The 24765-nt window shown below is 72.2% G+C and carries 26 protein-coding genes, 1 tRNA gene and 1 riboswitch; of the genes, 16 read left to right on the top strand and 11 right to left on the bottom strand.

The features are described 5' to 3' along the window. The first annotated feature begins 36 nt into the window (after positions 1-36). From B0I33_RS03570 to B0I33_RS03550, 5 genes are all read left to right on the top strand, one after another. Complete coding sequence (locus B0I33_RS03570) at positions 37-549, top strand: DUF501 domain-containing protein (RefSeq protein ID WP_106177089.1); 513 nt, start codon at positions 37-39, stop codon at positions 547-549. 181 nt (positions 550-730) lie between these two features. Further along, positions 731-2035, top strand: a complete 1305-nt coding sequence (locus B0I33_RS03565) for a lytic transglycosylase domain-containing protein (RefSeq protein ID WP_245900425.1) — start codon at positions 731-733, stop codon at positions 2033-2035. A 16-nt stretch (positions 2036-2051) separates the two neighbouring features. After that, on the top strand, positions 2052-3005 hold the full coding sequence (locus B0I33_RS03560) for a Ppx/GppA phosphatase family protein (protein WP_106177087.1): 954 nt from the start codon (positions 2052-2054) through the stop codon (positions 3003-3005). Positions 3006-3086: 81 nt separating this feature from the next. Further along, complete coding sequence (locus tag B0I33_RS03555) at positions 3087-4823, top strand: S8 family serine peptidase (RefSeq protein ID WP_106177086.1); 1737 nt, start codon at positions 3087-3089, stop codon at positions 4821-4823. 195 nt (positions 4824-5018) lie between these two features. After that, a complete protein-coding gene (locus tag B0I33_RS03550) occupies positions 5019-5969 on the top strand; it encodes a hypothetical protein (protein WP_219927125.1) in 951 nt (316 codons plus the stop codon). Here the strand turns inward: B0I33_RS03550 and B0I33_RS03545 are convergent, their stop codons facing one another. Beyond that, positions 5970-7463 carry a S10 family peptidase gene (locus B0I33_RS03545; RefSeq protein ID WP_106177085.1) on the bottom strand — a complete coding sequence of 498 codons (1494 nt, stop codon included), beginning with the start codon at positions 7461-7463 and terminating at the stop codon, positions 5970-5972. It lies immediately after the preceding gene. A 32-nt stretch (positions 7464-7495) separates the two neighbouring features. Between B0I33_RS03545 and B0I33_RS03540 the strand changes: the two genes are divergently transcribed. The 3 genes from B0I33_RS03540 (at position 7496) to B0I33_RS03530 (ending at position 9711) form a co-directional block, all read left to right on the top strand. After that, positions 7496-8203: a uracil-DNA glycosylase gene (locus tag B0I33_RS03540; protein ID WP_106177084.1), complete on the top strand. Its 708-nt coding sequence runs from the start codon at positions 7496-7498 to the stop codon at positions 8201-8203. A gap of 84 nt (positions 8204-8287) precedes the next feature. Continuing rightward, positions 8288-9610 (top strand): NAD(P)/FAD-dependent oxidoreductase, encoded by a 1323-nt coding sequence (locus B0I33_RS03535; RefSeq protein ID WP_106177083.1) that lies wholly within the window; start codon positions 8288-8290, stop codon positions 9608-9610. 27 nt (positions 9611-9637) lie between these two features. Continuing rightward, positions 9638-9711 (top strand) — tRNA-Leu (locus B0I33_RS03530). A gap of 37 nt (positions 9712-9748) precedes the next feature. Here B0I33_RS03530 and B0I33_RS03525 read toward each other — a convergent pair. From B0I33_RS03525 to B0I33_RS03490, 8 genes are all read right to left on the bottom strand, one after another. Beyond that, the gene (locus B0I33_RS03525) at positions 9749-10099 is read right to left on the bottom strand and encodes a dihydrofolate reductase family protein (RefSeq protein WP_245900424.1); all 351 of its coding nucleotides are present in this window, start codon (positions 10097-10099) and stop codon (positions 9749-9751) included. An 89-nt stretch (positions 10100-10188) separates the two neighbouring features. Beyond that, positions 10189-10452 carry a helix-turn-helix domain-containing protein gene (locus tag B0I33_RS03520; RefSeq protein ID WP_106177082.1) on the bottom strand — a complete coding sequence of 88 codons (264 nt, stop codon included), beginning with the start codon at positions 10450-10452 and terminating at the stop codon, positions 10189-10191. Beyond that, the gene (locus tag B0I33_RS03515; protein WP_106177081.1) at positions 10452-10949 is read right to left on the bottom strand and encodes a DUF2975 domain-containing protein; all 498 of its coding nucleotides are present in this window, start codon (positions 10947-10949) and stop codon (positions 10452-10454) included. Before B0I33_RS03515 ends, B0I33_RS03520 begins: the two co-directional genes overlap by 1 nt. Positions 10950-11098: 149 nt before the next feature. Further along, complete coding sequence (locus B0I33_RS03510) at positions 11099-11821, bottom strand: DUF2382 domain-containing protein (protein WP_106177080.1); 723 nt, start codon at positions 11819-11821, stop codon at positions 11099-11101. Between the two features lie 140 nt (positions 11822-11961). Continuing rightward, the gene (locus B0I33_RS03505) at positions 11962-12726 is read right to left on the bottom strand and encodes an ABC transporter ATP-binding protein (RefSeq protein ID WP_106177079.1); all 765 of its coding nucleotides are present in this window, start codon (positions 12724-12726) and stop codon (positions 11962-11964) included. Next, complete coding sequence (locus B0I33_RS03500) at positions 12723-13766, bottom strand: FecCD family ABC transporter permease (protein WP_245900423.1); 1044 nt, start codon at positions 13764-13766, stop codon at positions 12723-12725. The genes B0I33_RS03505 and B0I33_RS03500 overlap by 4 nt, the downstream gene beginning before the upstream one ends. Then, entirely contained in the window at positions 13763-14788 is a 1026-nt protein-coding gene (locus tag B0I33_RS03495) for an ABC transporter substrate-binding protein (protein WP_245900422.1), read from the bottom strand. The genes B0I33_RS03500 and B0I33_RS03495 overlap by 4 nt, the downstream gene beginning before the upstream one ends. Before the next feature lie 71 nt (positions 14789-14859). Next, positions 14860-15028, bottom strand: a riboswitch (cobalamin riboswitch). A gap of 36 nt (positions 15029-15064) precedes the next feature. Beyond that, positions 15065-15763 (bottom strand): TetR/AcrR family transcriptional regulator, encoded by a 699-nt coding sequence (locus B0I33_RS03490; protein WP_106177078.1) that lies wholly within the window; start codon positions 15761-15763, stop codon positions 15065-15067. A 112-nt stretch (positions 15764-15875) separates the two neighbouring features. Between B0I33_RS03490 and B0I33_RS03485 the strand changes: the two genes are divergently transcribed. The 3 genes from B0I33_RS03485 (at position 15876) to B0I33_RS03475 (ending at position 19676) form a co-directional block, all read left to right on the top strand. Then, entirely contained in the window at positions 15876-16784 is a 909-nt protein-coding gene (locus tag B0I33_RS03485; protein ID WP_106177077.1) for an AurF N-oxygenase family protein, read from the top strand. Between the two features lie 10 nt (positions 16785-16794). Beyond that, on the top strand, positions 16795-18396 hold the full coding sequence (locus B0I33_RS03480) for a 4Fe-4S binding protein (protein ID WP_106177076.1): 1602 nt from the start codon (positions 16795-16797) through the stop codon (positions 18394-18396). A gap of 110 nt (positions 18397-18506) precedes the next feature. Further along, positions 18507-19676, top strand: a complete 1170-nt coding sequence (locus tag B0I33_RS03475; RefSeq protein WP_106177075.1) for a hypothetical protein — start codon at positions 18507-18509, stop codon at positions 19674-19676. A gap of 32 nt (positions 19677-19708) precedes the next feature. On the opposite strand, the gene B0I33_RS03470 is transcribed toward B0I33_RS03475, so the two are convergent. Further along, positions 19709-20068, bottom strand: a complete 360-nt coding sequence (locus B0I33_RS03470; protein ID WP_106177074.1) for an STAS domain-containing protein — start codon at positions 20066-20068, stop codon at positions 19709-19711. 168 nt (positions 20069-20236) lie between these two features. Here B0I33_RS03470 and B0I33_RS03465 point away from each other — a divergent pair, with 168 nt between their 5' ends. From B0I33_RS03465 to B0I33_RS03445, 5 genes are read left to right on the top strand one after another with little or no spacing between them, the layout of a single operon-like run. Beyond that, positions 20237-21091: an STAS domain-containing protein gene (locus B0I33_RS03465; RefSeq protein ID WP_106177073.1), complete on the top strand. Its 855-nt coding sequence runs from the start codon at positions 20237-20239 to the stop codon at positions 21089-21091. Positions 21092-21103: 12 nt separating this feature from the next. Further along, a complete protein-coding gene (locus B0I33_RS03460) occupies positions 21104-21478 on the top strand; it encodes an STAS domain-containing protein (protein WP_106177072.1) in 375 nt (124 codons plus the stop codon). Further along, entirely contained in the window at positions 21475-21900 is a 426-nt protein-coding gene (locus tag B0I33_RS03455) for an anti-sigma regulatory factor (RefSeq protein WP_106177071.1), read from the top strand. The genes B0I33_RS03460 and B0I33_RS03455 overlap by 4 nt, the downstream gene beginning before the upstream one ends. Further along, positions 21897-22895 (top strand): ATP-binding protein, encoded by a 999-nt coding sequence (locus B0I33_RS03450; RefSeq protein ID WP_106177070.1) that lies wholly within the window; start codon positions 21897-21899, stop codon positions 22893-22895. The genes B0I33_RS03455 and B0I33_RS03450 overlap by 4 nt, the downstream gene beginning before the upstream one ends. Then, complete coding sequence (locus B0I33_RS03445) at positions 22892-24274, top strand: PP2C family protein-serine/threonine phosphatase (protein WP_106177069.1); 1383 nt, start codon at positions 22892-22894, stop codon at positions 24272-24274. Before B0I33_RS03450 ends, B0I33_RS03445 begins: the two co-directional genes overlap by 4 nt. Positions 24275-24294: 20 nt before the next feature. On the opposite strand, the gene B0I33_RS03440 is transcribed toward B0I33_RS03445, so the two are convergent. Then, positions 24295-24753 carry a MarR family winged helix-turn-helix transcriptional regulator gene (locus B0I33_RS03440; RefSeq protein WP_106177068.1) on the bottom strand — a complete coding sequence of 153 codons (459 nt, stop codon included), beginning with the start codon at positions 24751-24753 and terminating at the stop codon, positions 24295-24297. Positions 24754-24765 lie beyond the last annotated feature (12 nt).

The following is a 24765-nucleotide window of genomic DNA, read 5'->3' as shown; positions in this document are numbered from 1 at the left end:
GCAGGCGGCCGGGTGCGGCTGGCTACCCTGCTGCTTGTGAACCAGACCCAGTTCGAGCCGGTGACCGACGCCGACCGCGAGGTCATCGCCGAGCAGCTCGGCAGGCCGCCCCGCGCGCTGCGGGCGGTGGCCGCCCGCTGTCCCGGCGGCCACCCCGCGGTGGTGCAGACCAGCCCCCGGCTCGAGGACGGCACGCCGTTCCCGACGCTCTACTACCTCACGTGCCCCCGGCTGGCCTCGCTCGTCGGCAAGCTGGAGGCGCAGGGCGTCATGCGGGAGATGACGGAACGCCTCGGCTCCGACCCGGGCCTCGCGGCGGCCTACCAGCGGGCACACGAGTCCTACCTGGCACAACGGGACGCGATCGAGCCACTCGGGCACCAGGTGACCGCGGGCGGAATGCCCGGCAGGGTCAAGTGCCTGCACGTGCACCTGGCGCACACGCTGGCCTGCGGACCCGGGGTCAACCCGATCGGCGACGAGACCCTCGAGCTCGTCCGCGCGGAAGGCTGGCCCTCCGGCGACTGCGCCGCCGACTTTCCACAGTAGACACATTGTCCGCCGTCGTGGCCACCCACGGGCGGGTCGCGTTACTGCAACCGGACTAATCCTGCCGCGAATTCGCCTCGGGGGGATGAAACACAGGCGGCCGGTGGGGCACGCTGGCATCGCCAGGTACAGACGGTGGGGGACCAGGGGTCGCCACAGCCAGGTCGTGGGAGGCTCGAGCGTGCGTGCGAACCGGATTCCGGCCGCTCTCGGTGGGTCGGTACGCAGGTTCGGGCTGCGGCACAAGACGGCGGCCGCGTTCCTCGGCGGCTCGCTGGCGGTGCTGCCCACGGTCGCGGTCACCACCACCGCCGCGGACTGGGTGAACGTCGCCGGCGCCACCGACCTCCCCGGCTACTCGGACGAACTGGCGGTCAGCGAGGAGATGCCGCTGGAGGGCGGGTACTCGCCGGAGCCGACCACCCTCTCGGTCGACGGCAGCCTGCCCGATTCGCCCGATCCCGCCGACCTGGCGGTGTACCAGCCGCCCGAACCGGGCCCGCACGGCATCCCCAGCACGGCGCTCAAGGCGTACCGTGCCGCGGCGCGGATCGTGGGCCGGGAGTACCCCGGATGCAACATCGACTGGGCCCTCATCGCCAGCATCGGGCGGATCGAGTCCAACCACGCCCGCGGCGGCTACGTGGACGCCAAGGGCGACACCGTCGAGCCGATCCTCGGCCCGGTGCTCAACGGGGTGGGGCCGGTGGCCGCCATCGCGGACACCGACGACGGCCGCTTCGACGGCGACCGGGTGTGGGACCGCGCGGTCGGCCCGACCCAGTTCATCCCGGGAACGTGGGCGCGGTACGGCGCCGACGGCAACGGTGACGGCGTGCGGAACCCGAACAACATCTACGACGCGACCGTCGCCACCGCGCGGTACCTGTGCTCGGGCGGTCTGGACCTCGCCAAGGAGGACCAGCTGCGCGCCGCGCTCTACCGCTACAACAACTCCGACACCTACGTCGACACCGTCATCCGCTGGGCCGAGGCCTACCGCGGCGGCGTGCGCAGCCTGCCCGACAGCGACGTGCCGCTCGCCGTGCCGACCCGGGGTACCACCGAGGCGCCGTCGCCGGTGGACCCGCGGCCGCCGTCCGGGCAGGCCACCACCTCCTCGGCGGAGAAGAAGCCTGCGGCCCCGCGCGGTGAGCTGCCCGCGGACACGACCTCGCCGAGCAGCGACCCGGAGCTGCCGCCGAGCGTGAACGAGCCGAGCAGCCCGTCGCCCTCGTCGCCGAGCTCCCCGGACGAGACACCGGACACCACGGTGCCTCCGGAGAGCACGGAGCCCAGCGACTCGACCGAGACCTGCGAGCCGACGGCGGACGAGTCGCCGGATTCGTCCGAGTCTTCGGGGTCTTCGGGGTCTTCCGAGCAGACCGACTCGACCGACCCGACCACACCGCCCTGCTCCGACCCCGAGGACGAGCCCACCGAGCCGCGGAGCACGACACAGTCCACGCCGGCGCCGACGAGCTGACGGCTAGGGTGGCGGCATGCCCCGTGTTGCCGCGATCGACTGTGGAACCAACTCCATCCGGCTGCTCGTCGCCGAGCTGACCTACCGCCACGACGGCAGCGTCGACCTGCGCGACCTGCACCGGGAGATGCGGATCGTGCGCCTCGGCCAGGGTGTCGACGCCACCGGCAGGCTCGCGCCCGAGGCGCTGGAGCGCACCCGCGCCGCGCTCGTGGACTACCAGAGCGCGGCCCGCCGCAAGGGCGTGGAGCGGCTGCGGATGGTCGCCACCTCGGCGACGCGGGACGCGAGCAACCGCGACGACTTCTTCGCCATGACGCGCGAGGTGCTCGGCGTCGAGGCCGAGGTCATCACCGGCGACGAGGAGGCCACGCTGTCATTCGTCGGCGCGGTGGGGGAGCAGGACCCCGACGACGGGCCGTTCCTTGTCGTCGACGTCGGCGGCGGCTCGACCGAACTGGTGCTCGGCACGTGGGACGGCCGGTCGGCGGAGGTGCTCGCCGCCCGTTCCGTGGACATCGGCTGCGTGCGCATCACCGAGCGCACCCTGCGCACGGACCCGCCCGCGGAGGCCGACGTCGCCGCCGCGCGTGAGCTGGCCGCCGACGTGCTCACCGAGGCCTTCGACGTCGTCGACGTGGCCAAGGCGAACACGTGGATCGGGGTCGCGGGCACCGTCACCACCCTCTCGGCCATCGCCCAGGAACTGCCCGAGTATGACTCCGAGCGCACCCACCTGTCCCGGCTGACCAGGGCCGACCTCGACCGAACGGCCCGGCGGCTGCTCACCGTGGACCACGAGACCCGCGCGGCGAACCCGGTCATCCACCCCGGACGGGTCGACGTCATCGGTGGCGGGGCGCTGATCGTGCAGGTGCTCGCCGGACAGCTGGCCGAGCGGGGCGGGCCCACCGAACTCGTGGTCAGCGAGCACGACATCCTCGACGGCATCGCGCTCTCCCTCGCCTGAGGCGACTTTCGTAGGAATTTCCCGCACTCCGGCGGGATCGGTAGGTACGTTCTCCTCACGTTTGTCCCGAGGAGGAATTGCGTGAGGAAACCCAGGTTTCTCGCGGTGGCACTCGCCGTGCCACTGATCGGCGGTCTCGTCGGCGCCACCGCGCCCGCCACCGCCCAGCCGCGGCTCGCTGGGCCCGCCACCGAGTTCACGGTGCTCGCCGAGCGGGGCCAGTCGCTCGCGGCGGTCGAGCGGGCCGTCCGGGACGCCGGTGGCACGGTGCTGCGGGCCAACTCCGCGATCGGGCTGGTGACCGCCGAGGCCCCGGCACAGGGCTTCGCCGAGCGCGTGTCCGCCGGGCGGGCCGTGTTCGGCGCCGCGAAGGCCAGGCCGATCGGCCACGCGCCGGAGGAGGGCAACGGCCCCGCCCCGGACAAGGTCGAGAAGGAGCACCAGCGGTTCGGCGCCAGGTCGGCGCCCGGCGAGCGCACGCGGGCGGCGAAGCCGGTCGGGCTGGACCCGCTCGACGAGAAGCTGTGGGGACTGCGGTCCGTGCGCGCCGACCTGGCGCGGGACGTGCAGGCCGGGGACCGGCGCGTGCTCGTCGGCGTGATCGACACCGGCGTCGACGGCGACCACCCCGACATCGCGCCGAACTTCGCCAGGGGCCTGTCCCGCAACTTCGTGCGCGACCTGCCCGCCGACGAGAACGGCAACGAGGTGGACGGGCCGTGCGAGTACCGCGGCTGCGTCGACCCGGCCGACGTCGACGGGCACGGGCACGGCACCCACGTCGCGGGCACGATCGCGGCCGCGGCCAACGGCGCGGGCATCTCCGGGGTCGCGCCGAACGTGCGCCTGGCCAACCTGCGCGCCGGCCACGACTCGGGCTACTTCTTCCTGCAGTCGGCCGTCGACGCCATCACCTACGCCGGTGACGCCGGGTTCGACGTGGTGAACATGTCCTTCTACGTCGACCCGTGGCTCTACAACTGCGCGGCCAACCCGGCCGACTCGCCCGAGCAGCAGCTCGAGCAGCGCACGGTCGTCGAGGCGATGAACCGCGCCCTGACGTACGCGCACCGCAAGGGCGTCACCCAGGTGGTCTCGCTGGGCAACTCGCACAGCGACCTCGGCGCGCCGCAGCCGGACTCGAGCAGCCCGGACTTCCCGCAGGACTCCAGCTACGAGCGGCAGATCGACAACGCGACCTGCTTCTCGATGCCGGTGGAGGGCGCGCACACGATCGCGGTGTCCGCGTTCGGCCCCTCCGGCGTGAAGGCGGACTACTCGAACTACGGCACCGAGCAGATCTCCGTGTCCGCGCCGGGCGGCTACTACCGGGACTACTTCGGCACGGACTGGTTCCGCACCAACGAGAACCTGATCCTGTCGGCCTACCCGCAGGACATCGCCGTGGCGGAGGGAACGGTCGACGCCGAGGGCAACGTGACGCCGCTGGGTGAGGAGCTCGGCGTGCAGAAGGCCACGTTCCGCAACGGCAAGGTGGGCTACTACCAGTACCTGCAGGGCACGTCGATGGCGGCGCCGCACGCGGCGGGCGTCGCGGCGCTGATCGTGTCCGAGTACGGTCACCCCCGCCGGGGCGGATTCGGGCTCGCCCCGGACACCACGCAGCGGGTGCTGGAGGGCACGGCGGCGGAGACCCCGTGCCCGGTGCCGAACACGGTCGACTACCTCGACGAGGGCCGGGACGAGTCGTACACGGCCACCTGCACGGGAACGGCGGAGTTCAACGGCTTCTACGGCCACGGCATGGTGGACGCCAACGCCGCCGTTCGCCACGGAGCCGCCCACCTGCGCGGCTGACCGACCCCGCGCACGTCACGTCCCCAATGTGGCATTCGGTGCGTCGGATGCACCGAATGCCACATTGGGTGCTCCCAACGCAACCAACGCCACATTGGGGAGCTTTGGTCCGAACGGGTGGACGTTGTGGCGAGGGTTCCGTTCGCGCGGGCCGGGGTCGCTTTTCGTCGGTGGGTGCCCGGAAGCTCCGGGCTCGTGAGACGAGGAGACTGGTCCCGGCACCCGCTGGTGCTGGGAGACAAGAACACCAGCAGGGTCGTGCGGGTCGCCGTGCTGGAGAGCCTCGGTATGCCGCGGCCGACGGTGTACCGGCGATGCCTACCCGGCGGGCCGTGGCGAAGACTGCTGCCCGGCATCGTCAAGCTGGACAGGGCCGAGCCCAGCCAGCGGCAACGGCTCGAAGCGGCGCTGTTGCGCGGAGGACCGGACTCGATGATCACCGGCCACTGGGCGTTACGGTCGTACGGGTTGCGGCGCGGACCCGAGCCGGACGACGTCCACCTGCTGGTACCCGCGACACGCGAAGTCACGAGTGCCGGGTTCGTGCTCGTGGAGCGCACCACGCGGTTGCCCGAACCGGTTCGCCGACGCGGGTTGCCCCTCGCGCCCGTCCACCGCGCCGTACTGGACGCGGCACGGCGAGTCGAGGATTTCGACACGGTGCGGGCGATGCTGGCCGAAGCCGTGCAGCGCGGCCGGTGCAGGCCGGACGTGTTGCGGCGCGAGCTCGAGGACGGCAGCCAGCGCGGTTCCGCCCTGCCCCGGCGCGCGCTCGCCGAGCTCGTGTCGGGTCCGCGCTCGGTGGCGGAAGGCGACGCGCTTCGGCTCTGGCGGCGAGCAGGTCTGCCCGAATGCGCGTGGAACGTCGCTGTGTACGAGGTGTCTGGTGGCTACGTGGCCACTCCGGACGCCTGGTGCGACGACGTCGCGTTCGCCTGGGAGATCGACTCCAAGGAGTTCTACTTCGAGCTCGACGGCTACGCGGGCACCCTCGCCCGGAACGCCAGGTACGCGGCGGCGGGAATCGTGCTGCTCGCGACCTTGCCGGCCCGGCTGAGGAAGGAGCCGGGAGCCGTGGTCCGGGAACTCCGGGCCGCCTACGAGGCGGCCGCAGCCCGGCCACGGCCCCCGGTGCGCATGAGATGACTACCTGTTCGAGGCCGAGCGGACGAAGTCGCCGAGGTCCTTCGCCTGTCGCACCCGCGACGGTTCGTGCACGTACATCATGTGCCCGGCCGGGTAGTACGCGGTCTCCACATTGGAGCGAAGCTCCTCGGGAATGCGCAGCCTGGCGAGTACGTGTTCCGCCGCGTAGTACGGTGTGGCGCCGTCGTAGTGGCCGAGGGCCACGTGGACCTTGAGATGCGGGTTGGCACGCATCGCGGCGCTGAGGTCCTCGACGACGGAGACCGGACGGCCCTCGAAGTCCGAATAGGACCATTCGCGGTTCACGTCCATCGAGAGGATCTCGTAAGGCAGGTCGTTCGAGTAGCCCAGCTCGGCACGGACATAGTGGTTGAACCCGGCCGAGTAGGCGCCGATGATCCGGGAGATCGACGCGTCGTCGCTCATGTGCTCCCGGCCGCCGTCCGGCTCCCACGTGGTGAACCGGCCGTCCATCCGCCCTGTGGTCAGCCCGCGGTCGCGCAGCAGCTCGGTGAAGAAGCGGACGTGCTCGATCCGCAGGTTCACCCTGTCCACATAGGACTCGGAAAGGCCGGTCAGCCCGGCCAGCCGGGAGACGACGTCGGCGCGTTCGGACTCGCCGAGCCGGGCGCCGCGCTCGAGCGCCCACGGCAGATCCCGGGACGCGAACTCCTCCGCCTCGGCCAGTACGTCGGCCAACGGCCGGTCCCCGTGCTTGCCGTGGTAGTGCGCGATCGCCGCGTACGTCGGCACGTACAGCGAGTAGGGCAGGTCGTTGCCTTCGTGGAACACGATCGTGCCCATGTCCAGGACCGACGAGATGAGCAGCAGGCCGTTGAGGAACAGCCCCCTGCGTTCCTGGAGGTGCGCGGCCAGCGCCGCCGCGCGCAGCGTGCCGTAGGACTCGCCGGCGACGAACTTCGGGGACAGCCAGCGCTCGTTGCGCGACGTCCACAGCCGGATCACCTCGCCGACGGACTCGATGTCCGGGGTGAAGCCGTGGTAGTTCTTGGGCTTCTGCCCCTTCGCCGCCCGCGAGTAGCCCGTGGACACCGGGTCGATGAACACGAGGTCGCTGTGCGCGAGCAGGGTCTCCGCGTTGTCCGCCAGCCCGTACGGCGGCGGCTCCGGCGCGCCGACGTCACCGGAGAGGACGCGCCGCGGACCGAGCACGCCGAGGTGCAGCCAGATGCTCGACGAGCCGGGGCCGCCGTTGAACGCGAACGTCACCGGCCGCTTGGCCGGGTCGGCGCCGTCGAGCGTGTAGGAGGTGAGGAACACCTCCGCCCTCGCCTGGTGCCCGTCGAACTTGCCGTCGGTGATCACTTCCTTGCGCAGCACGACCCGCCCGGTCTGGGCGGTGTAGGCGAGCTTGCGCCGCTTGACCGTGATCGTGTGCTGGGTGGTGACCAGGTCGTCGACCGGTTCGCTCGGCCGCTCCTCGGTCTTCGCCGCCGGTTCGGCGTTGTTGTCCTCGTGGGTGGTGTCCGCCATGTCGCCAACCTAGTTGAAGGCACAATCGTGGTGTGACGATTGCCGAAGGTTCGCTCGCCGAGCTCGACGCGGCGGTGACCGAGTGCCGCGCCTGCCCCCGCCTCGTGGCGTGGCGGGAACACGTGGCGGCCACCAAACGCGCCGCGTACGCGGGAGAGACGTACTGGGGCAGGCCCATCCCCGGGTTCGGGCCCGCCGACGCCGCGCTCGGCATCGTGGGCCTCGCGCCCGCCGCGCACGGCGCCAACCGCACCGGCCGCATGTTCACCGGCGACCGCTCCGGCGACGTCCTGTACCAGGCGCTCTACGACGTGGGGCTGGCGACGCAGCCGACCGCGACCCATCGCGACGACGGGCTACGCCTGCGCGGCACGCGCATCACGGCGCCGGTGCACTGCGCCCCGCCCGCCAACAAGCCGACGCCGGCCGAGCGGGACAACTGCAGGCCGTGGCTGGCGCGGGAGCTGGAACTGCTGCGCCCCAGCCTGCGCGCGGTGGTGGTGCTGGGCGGGTTCGGCTGGCAGGCGCTGCTGCCCGTGCTCAGCGACGCCGGCTGGCGGGTCCCGCGACCCCGGCCGAGGTTCGGGCACGGGGCGCACGTCGTGCTCGAAGGGCCCGGCGAGCTGCACCTGCTGGGCTGCTACCACGTGTCGCAGCAGAACACGTTCACGGGCAGGTTGACGCCCGCCATGCTGCGTGCGGTGCTCGCCGAAGCGGCCTCACTCGCGGGCCTGAACTGAATCGTTTGGGTAACCGCGGCGACGCTGGTCACAGCGGGGCAGGGCCCTCGCGCGATTGTCGCAGAGCAGTGCCACTATGGAGGCATGGCAGCGAAGTCGGAACCGACGCGGATCCTGATCCTCGGTGGCGGATACGTCGGGTTGTACACGGCCCTGGGGCTCCAGAAGATGCTCCGCGCCAACGAGGCGTCCGTGACCGTCGTCGATCCACAGCCGCACATGACCTACCAGCCGTTCCTGCCGGAGGCTGCGGCCGGGGCGATCGAGCCCCGGCACGTCGTGGTGCCGCTGCGGAGGGTGCTCCGCCGCTGCCACGTGCTCACCGCGCGCGTGACCAAGATCGAGCACGAGCGCAAGGCGGTGACCGTCGAGGCCGCGGACGGCCACATCGAGCAGCTGTCCTACGACGTGCTCGTGGTGGCGCTCGGCTCGGTGGCGCGCATCCTCCCGATCCCCGGCCTGGCCGAGCAGGGCATCGCCTTCAAGACCATCGGTGAGGCGATCTACCTGCGCAACCACGTGCTGACCAAGCTCGACGAGGCCTCCAGCACGCTCGACCCCGAGCTGCGCAAGCGTTTGCTCACGTTCACCGTGGTCGGCGGTGGCTTCGCCGGCATCGAGGCGCTGGCGGAACTGGAGGACATGACCCGGTTCGCCACCCGGTACTACGAGAACATCGAGCCCGAGGACATCCGCTGGGTGCTCGTCGAGGCGGCCGGGCGGATCCTGCCCGAGGTGCGCGAGACGCTGGGCGTGTGGACCGCGGAGCAGCTGGAGAAGCGCGGCATCGAGGTGTACCTGTCCACGGCGGCGAAGTCGTTCGAGAACGGCCACGTGGTGCTCTCCGACGGCACCGAGTTCGACAGCGACACGATCATCTGGACCGCGGGTGTGAAGGCCAACCCGGTGCTCGCCAACTCCGACCTGCCGCTGGACAAGCGCGGGCGGCTGCAGGCCACGGCGGGCCTCCAGGTCGTCGGTCACCCGGACGTGTGGACGGCGGGCGACATCGCCGCTGTGCCGGACCTCTCGCGCACCGAGGAGGACCCGACGGCCACCTGCCCGCCGAACGCGCAGCACGCGGTCCGGCAGGCACGGCACCTGGCGAAGAACATCATCCGCGTGATCCGCGGCGGCCAGCCGAAGGACTACGTGCACGAGAACCTGGGCGCGGTCGCCAGCCTCGGCCTGCACAAGGGCGTCGCCGACGCGCTGCGGATGAAGATCAAGGGCTTCCCGGCCTGGTTGTTCCACCGCGCGTACCACGTCAAGGCGATGCCGACGTTCAACCGCAAGGTGCGGATCCTGCTGGACTGGACGCTCGGCGGTCTGTTCCGTCGCGAGGTCGTCGCTCTCGGTCAGATCAACAACCCGAAGGAAGAATTCGCCAGGGCTTCCCAGTCGTAGCAGGTCCGGGGGCTTAAGCTGCACAGTGCCCCCGTAGCCCAACCGGCAGAGGCAGTCGACTTAAAATCGATCGAGTGCGGGTTCGAGTCCCGTCGGGGGCACCGTTCCCGGAGGTCGCTGCTGGGGCACCGCGCGGGCTCACGACAGCACGCGACAGGGCACGTGCGTGACCGAGTTCGCCGCCCGCGACTCCGTCTGCTGGAGATTCAGCGGCGGGACACTGTCGAACAGCCGCGTGCCCGCGCCGAGTGTCAGCGGCGCGATGTGCAGCCGCAGTTCGTCGACCAGGCCCGCGGCGAGGTACTGGTTGATCGTGGTCGCACCGCCGGCGATCGCCACGTCGCCGCCTCCGGTCGCCTCACGTGCCTGTCGCAGTGCGGGCTCGATTCCGTCCGTGACGAGGCGAAATGTGGTGCCGCCGTCCATCGGCTGCGGGTCACGCGGGTAGTGGGTGAGCACGAAGACCCTGGTCGCACGGACAGACCGCACGGCGGGCCGGAACTCATCGCTTCCCGCACTCGCGGCCCGGCCTGCACCGGACCTGGTGATCTCCGCCCGCGCTCGGGCGTGCCGGTACCTCATGAATCGAGCTGGTCGCGGACGAGCGGCCGGCCGCCGTCGCCGCCGGCCGAGGTCGTCTCGGGTTCCCAGCGCAGCAGGTCCCCGGGCTGGCAGTCCAGCACCTCGCACAGTGCGGCCAGCGTCGTGAAGCGGACCGCCTTCGCCCGGCCGTTCTTGAGCACCGCGAGATTGGCCGGCGTGATCCCGACGCGGTCCGCCAGCGTGCCCACGGACATCTTGCGCCTGGCGAGCATCACGTCGATGTCGACGATGATCGGCATCAGATCACCTCGTCGAGCTCGGCGCGCAGGTGATGCGCCTCGACGTCACGGGCGACCGCCTTGGCGAGCAGCATCCGCTGCACGAGCACGATCAGCGCGATCCCGGCGATCAGCACGGACAGCCCGCAGATCAGCAGGACCACACCCGGGGCGACGGCCTCACCGGGGGCGAGGGTGACGGCGAGCCCGAACGTGAGCACCGAGGCCGCGGCGATCGCGCCGATCACGATGTCCACGTACCGGAACGAGGCGTGCGAGAACACCGTGCCCCGCCGCACCATCGTCAGCAGCCGCCACACGCTCACCGCGGTGACCTGGACGGTCACCAGCCCCAGCACGGTGATGACGACGAACGGGACACGCACCCTGGCGAGATCCGGCCCGGCCTCCCGCAGGTCGGTGGCCAGCAGCGGCACCATCACCACCTGAACGAACAGCGTGCCCGCGAGCACCATCGCGAGCACGATGCGCAGCGCGAGGACGGTCCATCTTCCCATCGAGTCTTCTCCAATCGATCTTCGATGGGAATATATCGAAAGTCGATAGGTGTCGGCAAGCGGGGCCACGACCTCGGTGGGTCACCAGAGCGGGGGCGCGGCACGGGCGTGCGCCCCACGGAGGCTCCGCGGGGCGCTGGGGCGGGACCTCACCGGTCGCGCCGTCCGCTGTCGTCGTCGACCTCGAACTCCTCCCTGCGCACCTGGTCGGACACCGGCCGGTCCTCCGTCACGGTCTCCTTGCCGAGCCGTGCCTTCTCCACCGGCACGCGCTCCTTCTCGACCCTCGGCTCCTCCGCGTAGAGGGTGACCTCCTGCTCGGACTCGCCCATCTCCGCGGGCTCACGGCGCTCGGTCTCGTCGACCGGCTCGCGCTCGATCCGCACCTCCTCGTGCGACACCGGCACGTTCACCTGCTGTTCCTCGGTGACCACGTGCTTGCGGAGGCGGACCCGCCCGGCCTCGACCGGCTCGGTGCCGACGCGCAGCCGCTCCTCGGAACGCACCATCGACCGGTCGTCCGCGTCGCCGGCCGCCTCCCGGCGGTCGCTTTCCCGCGGCATCGGCAGGTTGTAGTGGTGGTACAGGCGGGCGCTCTGCTCACCGGACAGGTAGTCGTCCCCGTCGGCGCTGGGCGCGTCGGACACCTGGTCCTTCGACACCTGTACGTGCAGGCCGTCGGCGCCCTCCCAGGCGCCCTCCAGGGGGACGAACGTCTCCTTCTGGCCGAGCATGCCCGTCTTCACGGTGACCCACTCGGGCCGCGCGGTGGTCTCACCGATGTAGACGGTGCCCACCTTCCCGATCTTGTCGCCGTTGCGGTCCAGCACTGGATCGTCAGCCAGCTGTTCGGGGCGCATCGTGGTAGCCATGATCGATCCTCCTTGTCCTGTCGACTCACGGCGGCGACCGTACGGTGCCGTTCCGGCCGCTGATCGGAACGTTGCCGTCGTCGCCGGCGCGGGAAACAGCCGTGCCGTGGTGCCCACCCGATCGGGTCACAAGTGGACCGTCACCGGGGCAGGAACCGGATGTGCGGGCGCTCTCCGGGGCCGTTGCGGACGAGCTCGCACCGCACGTCGTACACCTGCCGGATCAGCTCCTCCGTGAGGACGTCGCCGGTCGGCCCGGCGGCCACGGCGCGGCCACCGGAGAGCACCAGCACCGTGTCGCAGAACGTGGCGGCCAGGTTGAGGTCGTGCAGGGCGATCACGCTGGTGACCGGCAACCGCCGGACGAGCCCGAGCAGGTCGAGCTGGTGGGCGATGTCGAGGTGGTTGGTCGGCTCGTCCAGCAGCAGCTCCGCAGGCTCCTGCGCGAGAGCCCTGGCGATCTGCGCCCGCTGGCGCTCCCCGCCGGACAGGCTGTGCCAGCGTCGCCGGGCCAGGTGCGTCAGCCCGGTCCTCGCCAGCGCATCGTCCACAGCGGACTCGTCAGCGGCGCGCATTCCGCCCCATGTGCCGCGGTGCGGGGTGCGGCCGAGCGCCACCACCTCGGCCACCGTCAGGTCCACCTCGGTACCGACCTGCTGTTCCACCACCGCGACCCGCCGGGCCACGGTCCGCCTGCCCAGCCCGGCCAGCTCCCGGCCGTCCAGGTACACCGCACCCGCCGACGGCCTGCGCAGGCCCGCCAGCAGCCGCAACAGCGTCGACTTGCCGGAGCCGTTCGGGCCGAGCACGCCGAGCGTAGAGCCCGGCTCCACGTGCATGCTGACCCGGTCCACGACCACGGTCCCCGCCGCGGTCCACGAGACCTCACGGGCGCGCAGGCTCACGAACTCCACCTCCCCCGAGCCAGCAGCACGGCGAACGCGGGCACGCCGACCAGCGCGGTCACCACCCCCACCGGCACCTCCAGCGGCGCGGCGACCGTGCGCGCGAGCGTGTCCACCCACACCAGCAGCAACGCCCCGAGCAACGCGGTCACCGGCAGGACCAGCCGGTGACCGGGACCCACGAGTAGCCGCGCGGCATGCGGCAGCACCAATCCGACGAAGCCGATCGCGCCTGCCGCCGCCACGAGCACGGCCGTGAGCAGCGCCGTGAGGGTGAGCAGCACCGTGCGCAGCGTGCGCACCGAGACGCCGAGCGTGGACGCGGCGTCCACCCCGAACGCGAACGCGTCCAGCTCGCCCGCCCTGGCCAGGCACACCACCAGCACCGCGGCGCAGACCGCCGCGGTGAGAGCGACGTCGGGCCAGCGCCCGCGGGACAGCGAGCCCAGCAACCAGAACAGCACTCCCCGCGTCTGCTCGGCGTCCGCCGACGTGATGACCACATAGGACGTGATCGCGGAGAACAACTGGGTGCCCGCGACCCCGGCGAGCACGACCCTGGCCGTGCCACCACCCGCGACCGTCGCCAGCGCGACCACCAGTCCGAACGCCACGAGCGCGCCGGCGAACGCTCCCGTGGTCAGCCCGACCGCACCGGATCCCGCGCCCAGCACCACCACCGCGACCGCCCCCGTGGAGGCGCCAGCCGAGATGCCGAGGAGGAACGGGTCCGCCAGCGGGTTGCGCAGCAACGACTGCAGCACCGCGCCGCACACGCTCAGCCCGGCGCCGCACACCGCGGCGAGCAGGATCCGCGGCAGGCGTAGATCCCACACGATGCCCTGCCCGATCCGGGACACCTCGGTGGTGCCGAACCCGAGCCGGGTTCCCACCACGCTGAGCACGTCACCGACCGAGAGGCTCGCGGGCCCGATGGTGGTGGCGACCGCGATCGACAGCAGCAGCGCGGGCACGCCCGTGGCGATCAGTGTGCCCGCACGGAGCCCGCGCCGCCCCGCGACCGTCGCGGGCGTGCTCACGGCCCGCCGTACAGCTCGACGAGCTTGTCGGCGAGCTTCTCCAGTCCGTCGACGGTGCTGATCGTCAGGTTCAGCTCCGTCCCTCGCATCGGCAGCCAGCGCCCGGCCCGCACGGCGTCGAGCCGCGCGACGGCCGGATCGCCGGTGAGAAACTCCTTTTTGGACTCAAGGCTCTGGCCAGGGCCCTCCCGGGTCAGGTCGGCGAGGACGAGCAGGTCCGGGTTCCTGCGCAGCACGTCCTCCCAGCCGACCTGGGGCCACATCGAGCGCACGTCGTCGTAGGCGTTGCGAATGCCCAGAGCCCTGGTCATGATCGCCGGTGAACCGGTGGAACCGGCCAGGTACGGCGATTCCGTCTGTCCGAACCAGAACAGCACCGAGAAGTCGTCGGGCAACCGCAGGGCCGCGACCTTCCGCCGTGCCTCGGTCACCCGCTGCTTCAGCCGGGAGACCAGCTCCTGGCCGCGTTCCGGCACGCCGAAGATCCGGGCGACCTCGGTGACCTCGCGGTAGATGTCGGCCAGCCGCACCGGTTCGTCGAGCACGGCCGCCTCCGGACGGCAGCTGGTGGGCGACAGGTAGGTGGGCACGCCGAACTCGGCGAACCGCTCCCGGGACGCGACCCGCTCGTCGGTGAAGATCGCGTGGTAGAGGCCGATCACGAAATCCGGCTCGGCGGCCAGCACGCTCTCGAACGACGGGGTGCCCTCGGCCAGCCGCGGCACCGTGCGCTCGGCCTCGGCGAGGTCCGCCCGGACCGGTTCGGTCCAGGTGGCGCTGCCGACCACGCGGTCGGCGAGGCCGAGCGCCAGCAGCAACTCGGTGGTGCCCTGGTTGAGGCTGACCGCCCGCCGCGGTGGCGCCTCGACGGTGACCTCCCGATCGCAGTTGCGCAGGGTGACCCGGTGCGGTCCGGTGCCGTCCCCGGCGGGTCCCGGCGCGGCGCAACCACCGGCGACGAGAGCCGCCACCAGGGCGGCGGACAGCAGGGCAGGGCGGAGGCGTGCGGAATGACGTGGCATCGGTGTCCTTCGCTCGGGGCTCGTACGCGAAGCCCGGTGGGCGTCCGGCGGCACACGTCGGGTGGCGCCGGGAGCCAGCAGGTCTTCGGGCTCGGGCTCGGCCGGGCGAGGATGCCTTCCCGGACCCGGAGGTCCAGTGGTCACGGCCCTGGTGGCCGTCCCCGCCCTTCGCCCCTACCGCTGCGCGTCAGCTCCGGCTTCGGACCGGATTCCCTGACCCTGCACGGGTACGACTGGCTCGGTCGGGCAGCCTACCGGGTTCCGAACGACGCCTGGTCAGCCACGGGTGGCCAGTGGCTCGCCCGGAACGGGCAGCGGAAGGTCGGGGTCCAGCTCGACACCCTGGGCGCGGAGGGCGGCGTCCAGCAGCCGCCACACCCAGGTCGCCAGCAGGTCGGCGAGCTCGTGGCGGCCGAGATCGCCCGGGTTCTCCAGCCAGCGCGCCGTGCTGGACTCGACGAGACCGACCACGCCGAAGGCGACCGGCTCCGCGAGCCGGGTGCTCGCGCCGAACAGTTCGAGGTTCCGCTCGAACAGCACGGTGAGGTTCCGGGCGATCGCCGTCTTCACGTCGGTGACCGCGTCCCGGCCGTGGGCGGACAGCGAGTGCATGGTCAGGTACCGGTAGAGGTTGCCGTGCTCGGCGAGCCAGCGGGTGTGCGCGTCGATGGCGGTCCTGATCATCCGCATCGGCGTGCCGCCTGCGTTCAGCGCCGGGGCGAGCTCCGCCGTGATCAGCTCCGTCACCCGGTCGGCGATCCCGCCCTGCAGGTCGGCCGCGTCGGCGAAGTACTTGTACAGCCGGGTCCTGCCCAGGCCCGCTTCCTCGGCGATCTGCTCCGTGGAGACCTCCGGCCCGTGGCTCGCGATCGCGCGCAGGGCGGCGTCGACGAACTCGCGCCTGCGGCGCTCGCGCTGGCCCGCCCAGCGTGCGGCGCGGCCGTCGGTCGGGCGAGTCGCCGGGGAGGAGGTCATCGACGCGATCCTATCGGGCGACGGCGTACCGGCTGTACCTCCCGCCAAATAGCGGGTACAGTATGTTCCTGTTACCGGGAGTCCGGCTTAACTGCCCGAGGAGGTGCGGAACATGACCAGTGCGACCGCGAGGAGCCTGCACGCGACCGCGGAACCGGACGTCTCCCGCCGGTTGCTGGAGTCCTCGGCGACGCTGTCCTACGACCCGGCCACGGAGATCGACTGGGCCGCCCCGCTCCCCGAGGGCCAGTACGGCCTGAACCCGGAGTGGAGCACGCTCTACGGCACGCCGCTGTGGGACGAGATGACGGAGGAGCAGCGCGTCACGCTCACCAGGCACGAGGTGTGCTCGATCATGAGCACCGGCATCTGGTTCGAGATGATCCTGCAGCAGATGATCCTCCGCGACCAGTACGTCAAGGACCCGGCGAACCCCGAGTTCCAGTTCGCGCTCACCGAGATCGCCGACGAGTGCAGGCACTCGATCATGTTCGCGCGCATCTGCGAGAAGATGGGAGTGCCCGCGTACTTCCCGCACCGGTTCATCGTCGAGGCCGCGCGCCTGTTCAAGTCGGTCGCGGGCGGCGAGGTCGCCTACGGCGGCACGCTGGTCGCCGAAGAGGTGCTCGACGTCATGCAGCGCGACTGGATGCGGGGCGAGAACGTCCTCGACATCGTGCGCACCAGCTCGAGGATCCACGTGGTCGAGGAGTCGCGGCACATGAAGTTCGCCCGGCAGGAGATCCGCGAGCACATGGCGGGCGTCAGCACCCTCCGCAGGCGCCACAGCGCAGCCCTGATCGCCGCGGCCGCGTCCGTCATCGTGCGCAGCCTGGTCAACCACGGTGTCTACCGGGCGGCGGGCCTCGACACCGAGCGCGCCGTCGCCGCGGCCGCGAACAACGAGCACCGCAAGTCCATGATGCGCAACGCCTGCGCGGGGCTGATGGAGTTCCTGTCCGAGGCCGGTCTGCTGACCCGGTCCGCGACGGCGATCTACCAGCGCGTGGACATGATCTGACGGAACGAGCATGCCCTACGCCATCACGCAGACCTGCTGCACCGACGCCTCGTGTGTCGCGGTGTGCCCGGTCAACTGCATCCACCCGACACCGGACGAACCCGAGTTCGCCACGACGGACATGCTCTACATCGACCCGCGGACGTGCATCGACTGCGGGGCGTGCGCGGACGCCTGCCCGGTCGACGCGGTGTTCCCCGCCGACCGGCTCACCGGGCCCGACGCCGTCTACGTGGAGCTCAACCGGCGGCACTTCGGGGACGAGCCGGCGGACGACACCTGGGGCGCGCCCGAGTTCCCCCGCTCGCTGCCCGCCGGGGCAGGCCCGCTGCGGGTGGCCGTGGTCGGCACCGGCCCCGCCGCGGGGTACACGATCCAGTCGCTGCTGCGGTCGACGAGTGCCGAGGTCACGGTGCTGGACCGGCTGCCCGTGCCGGGCGGGCTCGTGCGGTTCGGGGTCGCGCCGGACCACCCTTCGACGAAGAACATCGGGCGCCGGTTCGCCACCAACTACCGGCACCCGAGGGTGCGGATGCACCTCAACGTCGAGGTGGGCCGCGACATCACGCACGCCGACCTCGCGGCACACCACCACGCGGTGGTCTACGCCGTGGGTGCGGCCGGTGACCGCACGCTGGGGATCCCGGGGGAGGACCTGCCCGGCAGCATCCCGGCGACCCGGTTCGTCGGCTGGTGCAACGCGGCCCCGGACGTGCCGGGGGACGCCGTGGACCTGTCCGCCGAGCGCGCCGTCGTCGTCGGCACCGGCAACGTGGCCCTCGACGTCGCCCGCATCCTGCTCAGCGACCCGGACGAACTGGCCAGGACCGACATCGCCGACCACGCCCTCGCGGCACTGCGCGCGAGCAAGGTCCGCGAGGTCGTCCTGCTCGGGCGCAGGGGGCCCGAGCAGGCCGCGTTCACGCGGCCGGAGTTCCTCGCGATGCGCGACCGGCTCGGCGCCGAGATCGTGGTGGACGACCACGGCGGCGTGGCCGGTGACCTCGCGGCCGCGGCCCCTTCGGCGACGGCCGGACTGCTGCGTGACCTGCCCGCCGAGCCCGTCGACCTGGCCCTGCCCCCGCCCGAGGGCAGGCGGCTGGTCCTGCGCTTCCGGTCGGCACCCACCCGGGTGCTCGGCGACCACCAGGTGCGCGGCCTCCGGGTCACCGGCACCGGCGGCGAGCGCGACATCGCGGCGGGCCTGGTGGTGCGGTCGATCGGCTGCCGGGGTGTGCCGCTGCCCGGGCTGCCGTTCGACGAGGACACCGGTGTCATCCCCCACGACCGCGGGCGCGTCGGCACCGGCACCTACGTCGTCGGGTGGGCCAAACGTGGCGCCACCGGCGGCATCGGGGCCAACCGGGCGTGTGCGGCGGAAACCGTCGACGCCCTGCTGGACGACGCGGCGGCCGGGCGCCTCACCGCCCCGGGCGCCGACGCGGCCGCGTTCGCGCGCTTGGTGCGGCAGCGCAGGCCCGACGCCATCGGCCTGCGGGAGGCCGAGTCGATCGACCGCGCCGAGCGGCGGCGCGGGGAGCGTGCGGGACGGCCGCGGGTCAAGTTCGCCACCGTGCCCGAGCTGCTCGCCGCCGGCCGATCCCGGCGCTGATTGTCCCGCCGCGAAGAGCCCGTTTCCGCCCGCCTCAGGTCCACTCGATCGTGGCGGTGCCGTCCCCTAGGATGGCGCGGTCCGAGACTGGGGTGGGAAAGCGAGGCATCGTGACCGCGACGAAGCGGGTTTTCTTCCATGTCGGCGCACCGAAGACCGGAACGACCTATCTCCAGCTCGTCCTGCTCCGCAACCGTGAGGCGCTGGCGAGGAACGGCGTGCTCTACCCGTATGAGCGACACGACGAGTCGTTCCGCTCGACCATCGACTTCCGCGGCATCGGCTGGGCCGGCATGCCGCCCGGCGAGCACGCGGGCGCCTGGGACCGCGTCGCGGCGCGGTGCCGGGACTGGCCGGGTGACACCGTCATCGTCTCCAACGAGCTGCTCGGTGGCGCGACCCGCGAGCGGATCGAGCACGGGCTCGGCACGGTCCGGCCCGCCGACGTGCACGTCGTCTTCACGGCGAGGGACTTCGCGCGCCAGCTCGTCTCGGACTGGCAGGAACACATCAAGCACCGGCACCAGGTGCCGCTGGAGACGTTCGTCGACGACCTCGTCGAGAAGGGCATCGACGCGCCCGAGCCGTTCGGGGAGATGTTCTGGGGACTGCACGACGCCGCGCGGGTGCTCGGCACCTGGGCTGAGGTCGTGCCGCCGGAGAACATCCACCTCGTCACCGTGCCGCACGCCGGCGGGCCGCGCGACGTGCTGTGGCGCCGGTTCTGCGCCGTCACCGGGCTCGACCCGGACGCCTACGACCCGGAGGGCGGGCGCTCGAACTCGTCGATGGGCGTGGTGGAGACCGAGTTGGTGCGGCGGATCAACGCCGAGGTCATGGACCTGCCCAACGACAGCTACGACCACCTCGTGCGCATCCAGCTCGCCGAGCACATCCTCGGCAAGCACTCGCCGGGCCTCAGCCTGCCGCCACAGCACCGGGAGTGGGCACGCAAGCGCTCGCGGGAGCTGATCGACGAACTGAGCGTCGCGGGCTACCGCGTGGAGGGCGACCTCGAGGAGCTCATGCCCGCCGACCAGCCGGGCGGGGAGTACGTGTCGCCGACCGAGCTGACCGAGGCCGACCTGGCCCCGGCCGCCATCCGCGCGGCGACCGGCCTGCTCCGGCACAGCAGCGACCAGCGCGGGCGCATCGGCCACCTGCGGGGCCGTCTGGACGCCGCCACGGCGCCGCGTTCCTCCCGCGACCTCGCGATGGAGCTGTATCGCAGGGCACGCGGCCGGGCGGGCCGGGCGCTGCGCCGCGTCCGGTCCCGCTGACCGGGCCGCGGCCGGAGGCCGAGCGGCGGGTCTCAGTTCTCGCCCTGCTCCTCGGCGGGGACGATCTCGAACAGCGGGAGCAGCCCGGCGATCTGGAGCACGCGGTGCGCGAACCGGTCGACGTTGACGATCGTCACCGTGCCGCCGCGTTCGCTGACGGTGGCGTGGGCCCGCACGAGCGCGCTGATGCACGCCGAGTCGAAGAAGGACAGCTTCGCGAAGTCGACGACCAGCCGTTCGGCGCCCGACGAGAGCAACCGCTCCAGCGCGGCGTCCAGCTCGGGCGCCACCCCGTGGTCGATCTCGCCGGTCAGGGTGATCCGTCCCTCACTGCTGACCAGCTCCGCGCGCACGGTCGAGGCCGGAGCCGGCTGCCGGTTGCCGTCAGACATGTCCTGCGTTCTCCTGATGCCGGTTGCTGGTACTCGTCGACGCCGTCGTCGTGGTCGGCGGGCGGCACCCCGGATGCCGCCGCACGGTGCCGTGCCTTAAGTTTGCCAGCAGGCAAAGATTTCGCGACCGTGGACCCGAGACGCCCATTCCGACCGGGAGCCTTCAGCATGACCGTCACCGCCCAGGACGTACGCGACGAGCTTGCCGAGTTCCTCCGGGAACGCAGGCCGGACATTCTCCGGGCGTGGTCGGAGGCGAACGTGCTGAGCCACGTGGACCCCGCCGACACCGAGCAGGAGAGCGCCGAGCTGCTCGCCGGGGTGGTGCAGGCCATCCGGGACGGCGCCGAGGGCGACTCGGGGCACGAGGGTTTCTCCGCGGCCAGGTCCGTGCTCGGCACCGTGGTGTCCGGTTCGCGTGACGGTGCCCGGCCCGACCTCGCGGCGCTCAAGCCGCCGTTGCTGCGGCTGTGGACCGAGCACCGGCGGTCCGCCGGGCCGGACGGGCTCACCGAGCACGCCGTCGACGGTGCCGTCGCGCTGTCCACGGCGGTGGACACGCTGCGGGCCGTCCTGCTCGAACTCGAGGTGGACGCGGGCCTGGAGACCATCCGCGCGCAGCGGGAGCAGCTCACCGAGCTGTCGACCCCGGTCATCAAGCTGTGGGACGGGGTGCTCGCGATCCCGCTCATCGGCACCCTCGACAGCATGCGCAGCCAGGCCGCGACGGAGAACCTGCTGGAGCAGATCGTCGCCCAGCAGGCCCGGGTGGCCATTCTCGACATCACGGGCGTGCCCGCGGTGGACACCATGGTCGCCCAGCACCTCCTCAAGACCGCCATGGCGGCGCGGCTCATGGGGGCGGAGTGCATCATCAGCGGGATCCGGCCGCAGATCGCGCAGACGATGGTGCAGCTCGGCATAGACCTCGGTGAGGTGGCGACCCGGGCCACCCTCGCCGACGCCCTCGGCTACGCGTTGCGTACTACCGGGATGGCCGTCGTCTCCGACCAGCATTCCTAGGGTGATTTCCCCATGAGCGCGACCGCAGTGATCGAGCTGGACGGCGTCCTGCTCGTCACCATCCAGGGCGAGCTGACCGACCAGGACGCCATCGCGCTGCAACACGACCTCACGACGCAGGTCGCCAGCGTCGGTGCGCGGGGCGTGCTCATCGACATCTCCGCGCTGGAGATCGTCGACTCGTTCCTCGCCAGGACCCTCCACGACATCGCGGGTTCCACCTCGCTGCTCGCCGCCGAGACGGTGGTGGTCGGCATGCGGCCGGAGGTGGCGATCACCCTCGTCGAACTCGGACTGACCTTGCCGGGGCTGCGGACGGCCCTCTCCGTGGCTGATGGGCTCGCCCTGTTCGGGGGCTCGATAGCCGCACCTTCGGAGGGGGCATGACCATCGTTCCCACCGTGCGCGAGGTGCCGATCCGGACCGACATGGACATCGTCGGAGTGCGTCAGGCCGTGCGTGAGGTCGCCGTCTCGGTGGGATTCTCCCTCGTCGACCAGACCAAGGTCGTCACAGCGGCGAGCGAGCTGGCTCGCAACACGCTCAAACACGGCGGCGGGGGCACGGCCGAGATCGAGCTGGAGGAGCGGGCCGACTCCACGGCGCTGCGGCTCGTCTTCCGCGACGAGGGCCCCGGCATCGGGGACGTCGAGCTGGCGCTGCGGGACGGGTACAGCAGCTCCGGCGGCCTCGGGCTGGGTCTCAGCGGCGCGCGCAGGCTGGCCGACGAGTTCGACCTGCGCACCGCGGAAGGGGAAGGGACCACCGTGACGGTGGCCTTCGTTAACCGCGACCCGGCGGCACGATGACCGGTGCCGCCGTCGCCGTGACGCAGCAGGTGCACGTCAACCAGGCGCGCAACCTCGCGACGTCCCGGGCGCGCGCCGCCGGACTGCCGAGAAGCTCGGTGGACCGGGTGGCGCTCGCCGCGTCGGAACTGGCGACCAACCTGGTGAAGTACGCCGTCGACGGCCTGTTCGCGGTGGCGGCGACGCCCGGCGGGTTCGACCTGCTCGCGGCGGACCGGGGACCGGGTATCCGGCGGGTCGACGAGTGCCTGCGTGACGGCTACTCCACCACGGGGACGCTGGGTACGGGCCTGGGTGCCGTCCGTCGTCTCGCCGACCGGTTCGACGTCTTCTCGCGGGTGCCGCAGGGTACGGCCGTGCTGGCCCGCTGGCACCTCACCGGTGCGGACTCCGCCCTCGGCGTCCGGCTCGGCGCCGCCGAGTACACCACGCCCGGGGAGACCGTGAGCGGCGACGCGTGGGCGGTCGCGACGGGCCGCGGCGTGACGACGCTGGCCGTGAGCGACGGGCTCGGCCACGGTCCGGGAGCCGCCGAAGCCAGCGCGGCCGCGCTGGCGCACGTGTCGGCGGCCGGTATGCCGGACGAGGTGCTCGGCGTGATGAACGACGCGCTGGCGCGCACGCGCGGCGCGACGGTCGCGGTCGCCCAGATCGACCACCGGCGGCACGTCCTGCGGTACAGCGGCGTGGGCAACATCGCCGCCCGCCTCTACGCGGGCGGGGACACGGCGGGCGAGACGCTGGTCTCCCATCCGGGCATCGTCGGCAAGCGGCCCCGGACGTCGCGATCGCACCGGCCCGCCGAGCGGACCTGGAGTTCCGAGTGCAGGCTCGTCCTGCACACCGACGGGGTGTCGCAGCGGTGGAGCGCGGGCGACTGGCCCGGACTGTTGCGCCACGAGCCGGCCACCGTGGCAGGCTGGCTACTTGGCCAGCACTGCCGCCGTCGAGATGATGCGTGTGTGGTGGTCATCGCCGGAGGTGACGCGTCATGACCCGGGGCGACCGGGACCGGTCCGGGGAGCAGCCGTCCCTGCCCGCTGAGCTGGAACACGCGTTCCGCGGCAGGCGCCTGCCCGCGAGGGTGCGCCGGGTCATCGTGGACGAGCTGGGTCCCGGCGCGTCGTCGTCCGACCTGGCGGAGGCGGTCCGGGCGCTCGTGGAGGTGACCCGCGAGCAGGACCGCGAGCTGCGCTGGCACCAGTCGGAGCTGGAACAGACCAACGCGGGGCTGCTCGCCCTGCACGCCGAGATCGACCGGCAGCGGCAGCGCAACGCCTTTCTGGACGCGGTCAGCAGGGCGTCGGCGACCTCGCTCGACGGGGTGGAGATGCTCGACGTGGTCGCCACGCTGCTGAGCAGCCGCGAGTTCGCCGAGCGCATCCAGGTGTGGAAGGCGACCGACACGGGTCTGCTGTGCCTCGCCGATCCGGCTTCGCAACCGGACGCCACGACGCAGGAGGCGCTGCGCACGCGGGAACCGGCGCAGGAGGGCGCCCACCGGCTGAGCGTGCCGCTGACCGCGGGACCGCACGTGCTGGGGGTGCTCGACCTGCACCGCGCGGACCGGGAGTTCGGCTCCGACGACGTCTCCCTCGCGCGGGGCATCGCCGACCGCGCCGCGGTGGGCCTGCGCAACGCGATCGTCTACGAGCGGGAGCACGAGCTCGCCGAGCGCCTGCAGCACGCGATGCTGCCGTCGCTGACCCCCCAGGCCGAGCTCGACCTGGCCGCGCGGTACCGCTCGGCGACCAGGGGCGTCCACGTCGGCGGGGACTGGTACGACGTCGTGTCTCGCCCGGACGGGACCGTGGTGCTGACCGTCGGCGATGTGACCGGCCACGGGCTGGACGCCGCCGTCGTGATGGGGAAGCTGCAGAATGCCCTGCACGCGTACGCACTGGAGGGGCACGGTCCGGCCACCTCACTGCGGCTGGTGCACCAGCTGCTCCGCGGGTGGACGTCCTCGCTGTTCGCGACGGCGGTGGTGGTGGAGGTGGAGAAGGCCACCGGCGTCATGCGCTGGGCCAGCGCCGGACACCCGCCGCCGCTGCTGGAGAGCGGCGATGGGCACGCCACCTACCTCGACGCCGAGCACGCGCCGATGCTGGGCATCAACTTCCGGCGCGAGATCCCCGAGCACAAGCGCCAGCTCACCCCCGGCTCGTCGATCGTGCTCTACACCGACGGGCTCGTCGAGCGGCGGACGAGCGACATCGACACGGGTCTCGACCGGCTCGCCAGGGCGTTCACCGGGGCCGGCACCGACGACCTCGACCAGCGCGCCGAGCGGGTGCTGCATTCGATGCTCGGGGCCGACGACCACGACGACGACGTCTGCCTGCTGCTCTGCCGGTGGACGCGCTCGGCCTGAGCGCTTCCCCGGGAACCCGCTCAGTCCTCCGGCGGCGGCGCGAGCTGCGCGAACCGGCGCAGGCCGGCCAGCAGCTCCGCGCGTTCCGCGGGGGTCATTCCCGCCAGGATCCGGGAGAAGTGGGCCTGGCGGGCCTGCCGGACCTGTTCGAGCACCGCACGGCCGCGGGCGGTCAGCGTGATCGTCACCTCGCGCCGGTCGGTGGCGCCCGCCTCGCGGGTGACGAGACCGTTCACCTCGAGCCGGTCGCACAGGCGGCTGGTCGACGACGGCAGCGCGCCGAGGCGGTCGGAAAGCCGGACCAGGTTCACCGGGCCGTGGTGATCGATCGCCAGCAGTGCCTTGAGCTGGGGCGCGGACACCGTCGCGGGTGCCGACTCGGCGGCGCGCGTCCAGGCGAGCACGACGGCCTCCGCGGCGACGCCGATCTCCCTGGCCATGCGGTCCCGCGCGGCCTCGTCCCCAGGGCGCGCCTGCATCGGTCCTCCAGG

The organism is Prauserella shujinwangii (genome assembly GCF_003001955.1).
Classification (GTDB): Bacteria; Actinomycetota; Actinomycetes; order Mycobacteriales; family Pseudonocardiaceae; genus Qaidamihabitans; species Qaidamihabitans shujinwangii.
This window is presented reverse-complemented; position numbering and strand designations above follow the sequence as displayed.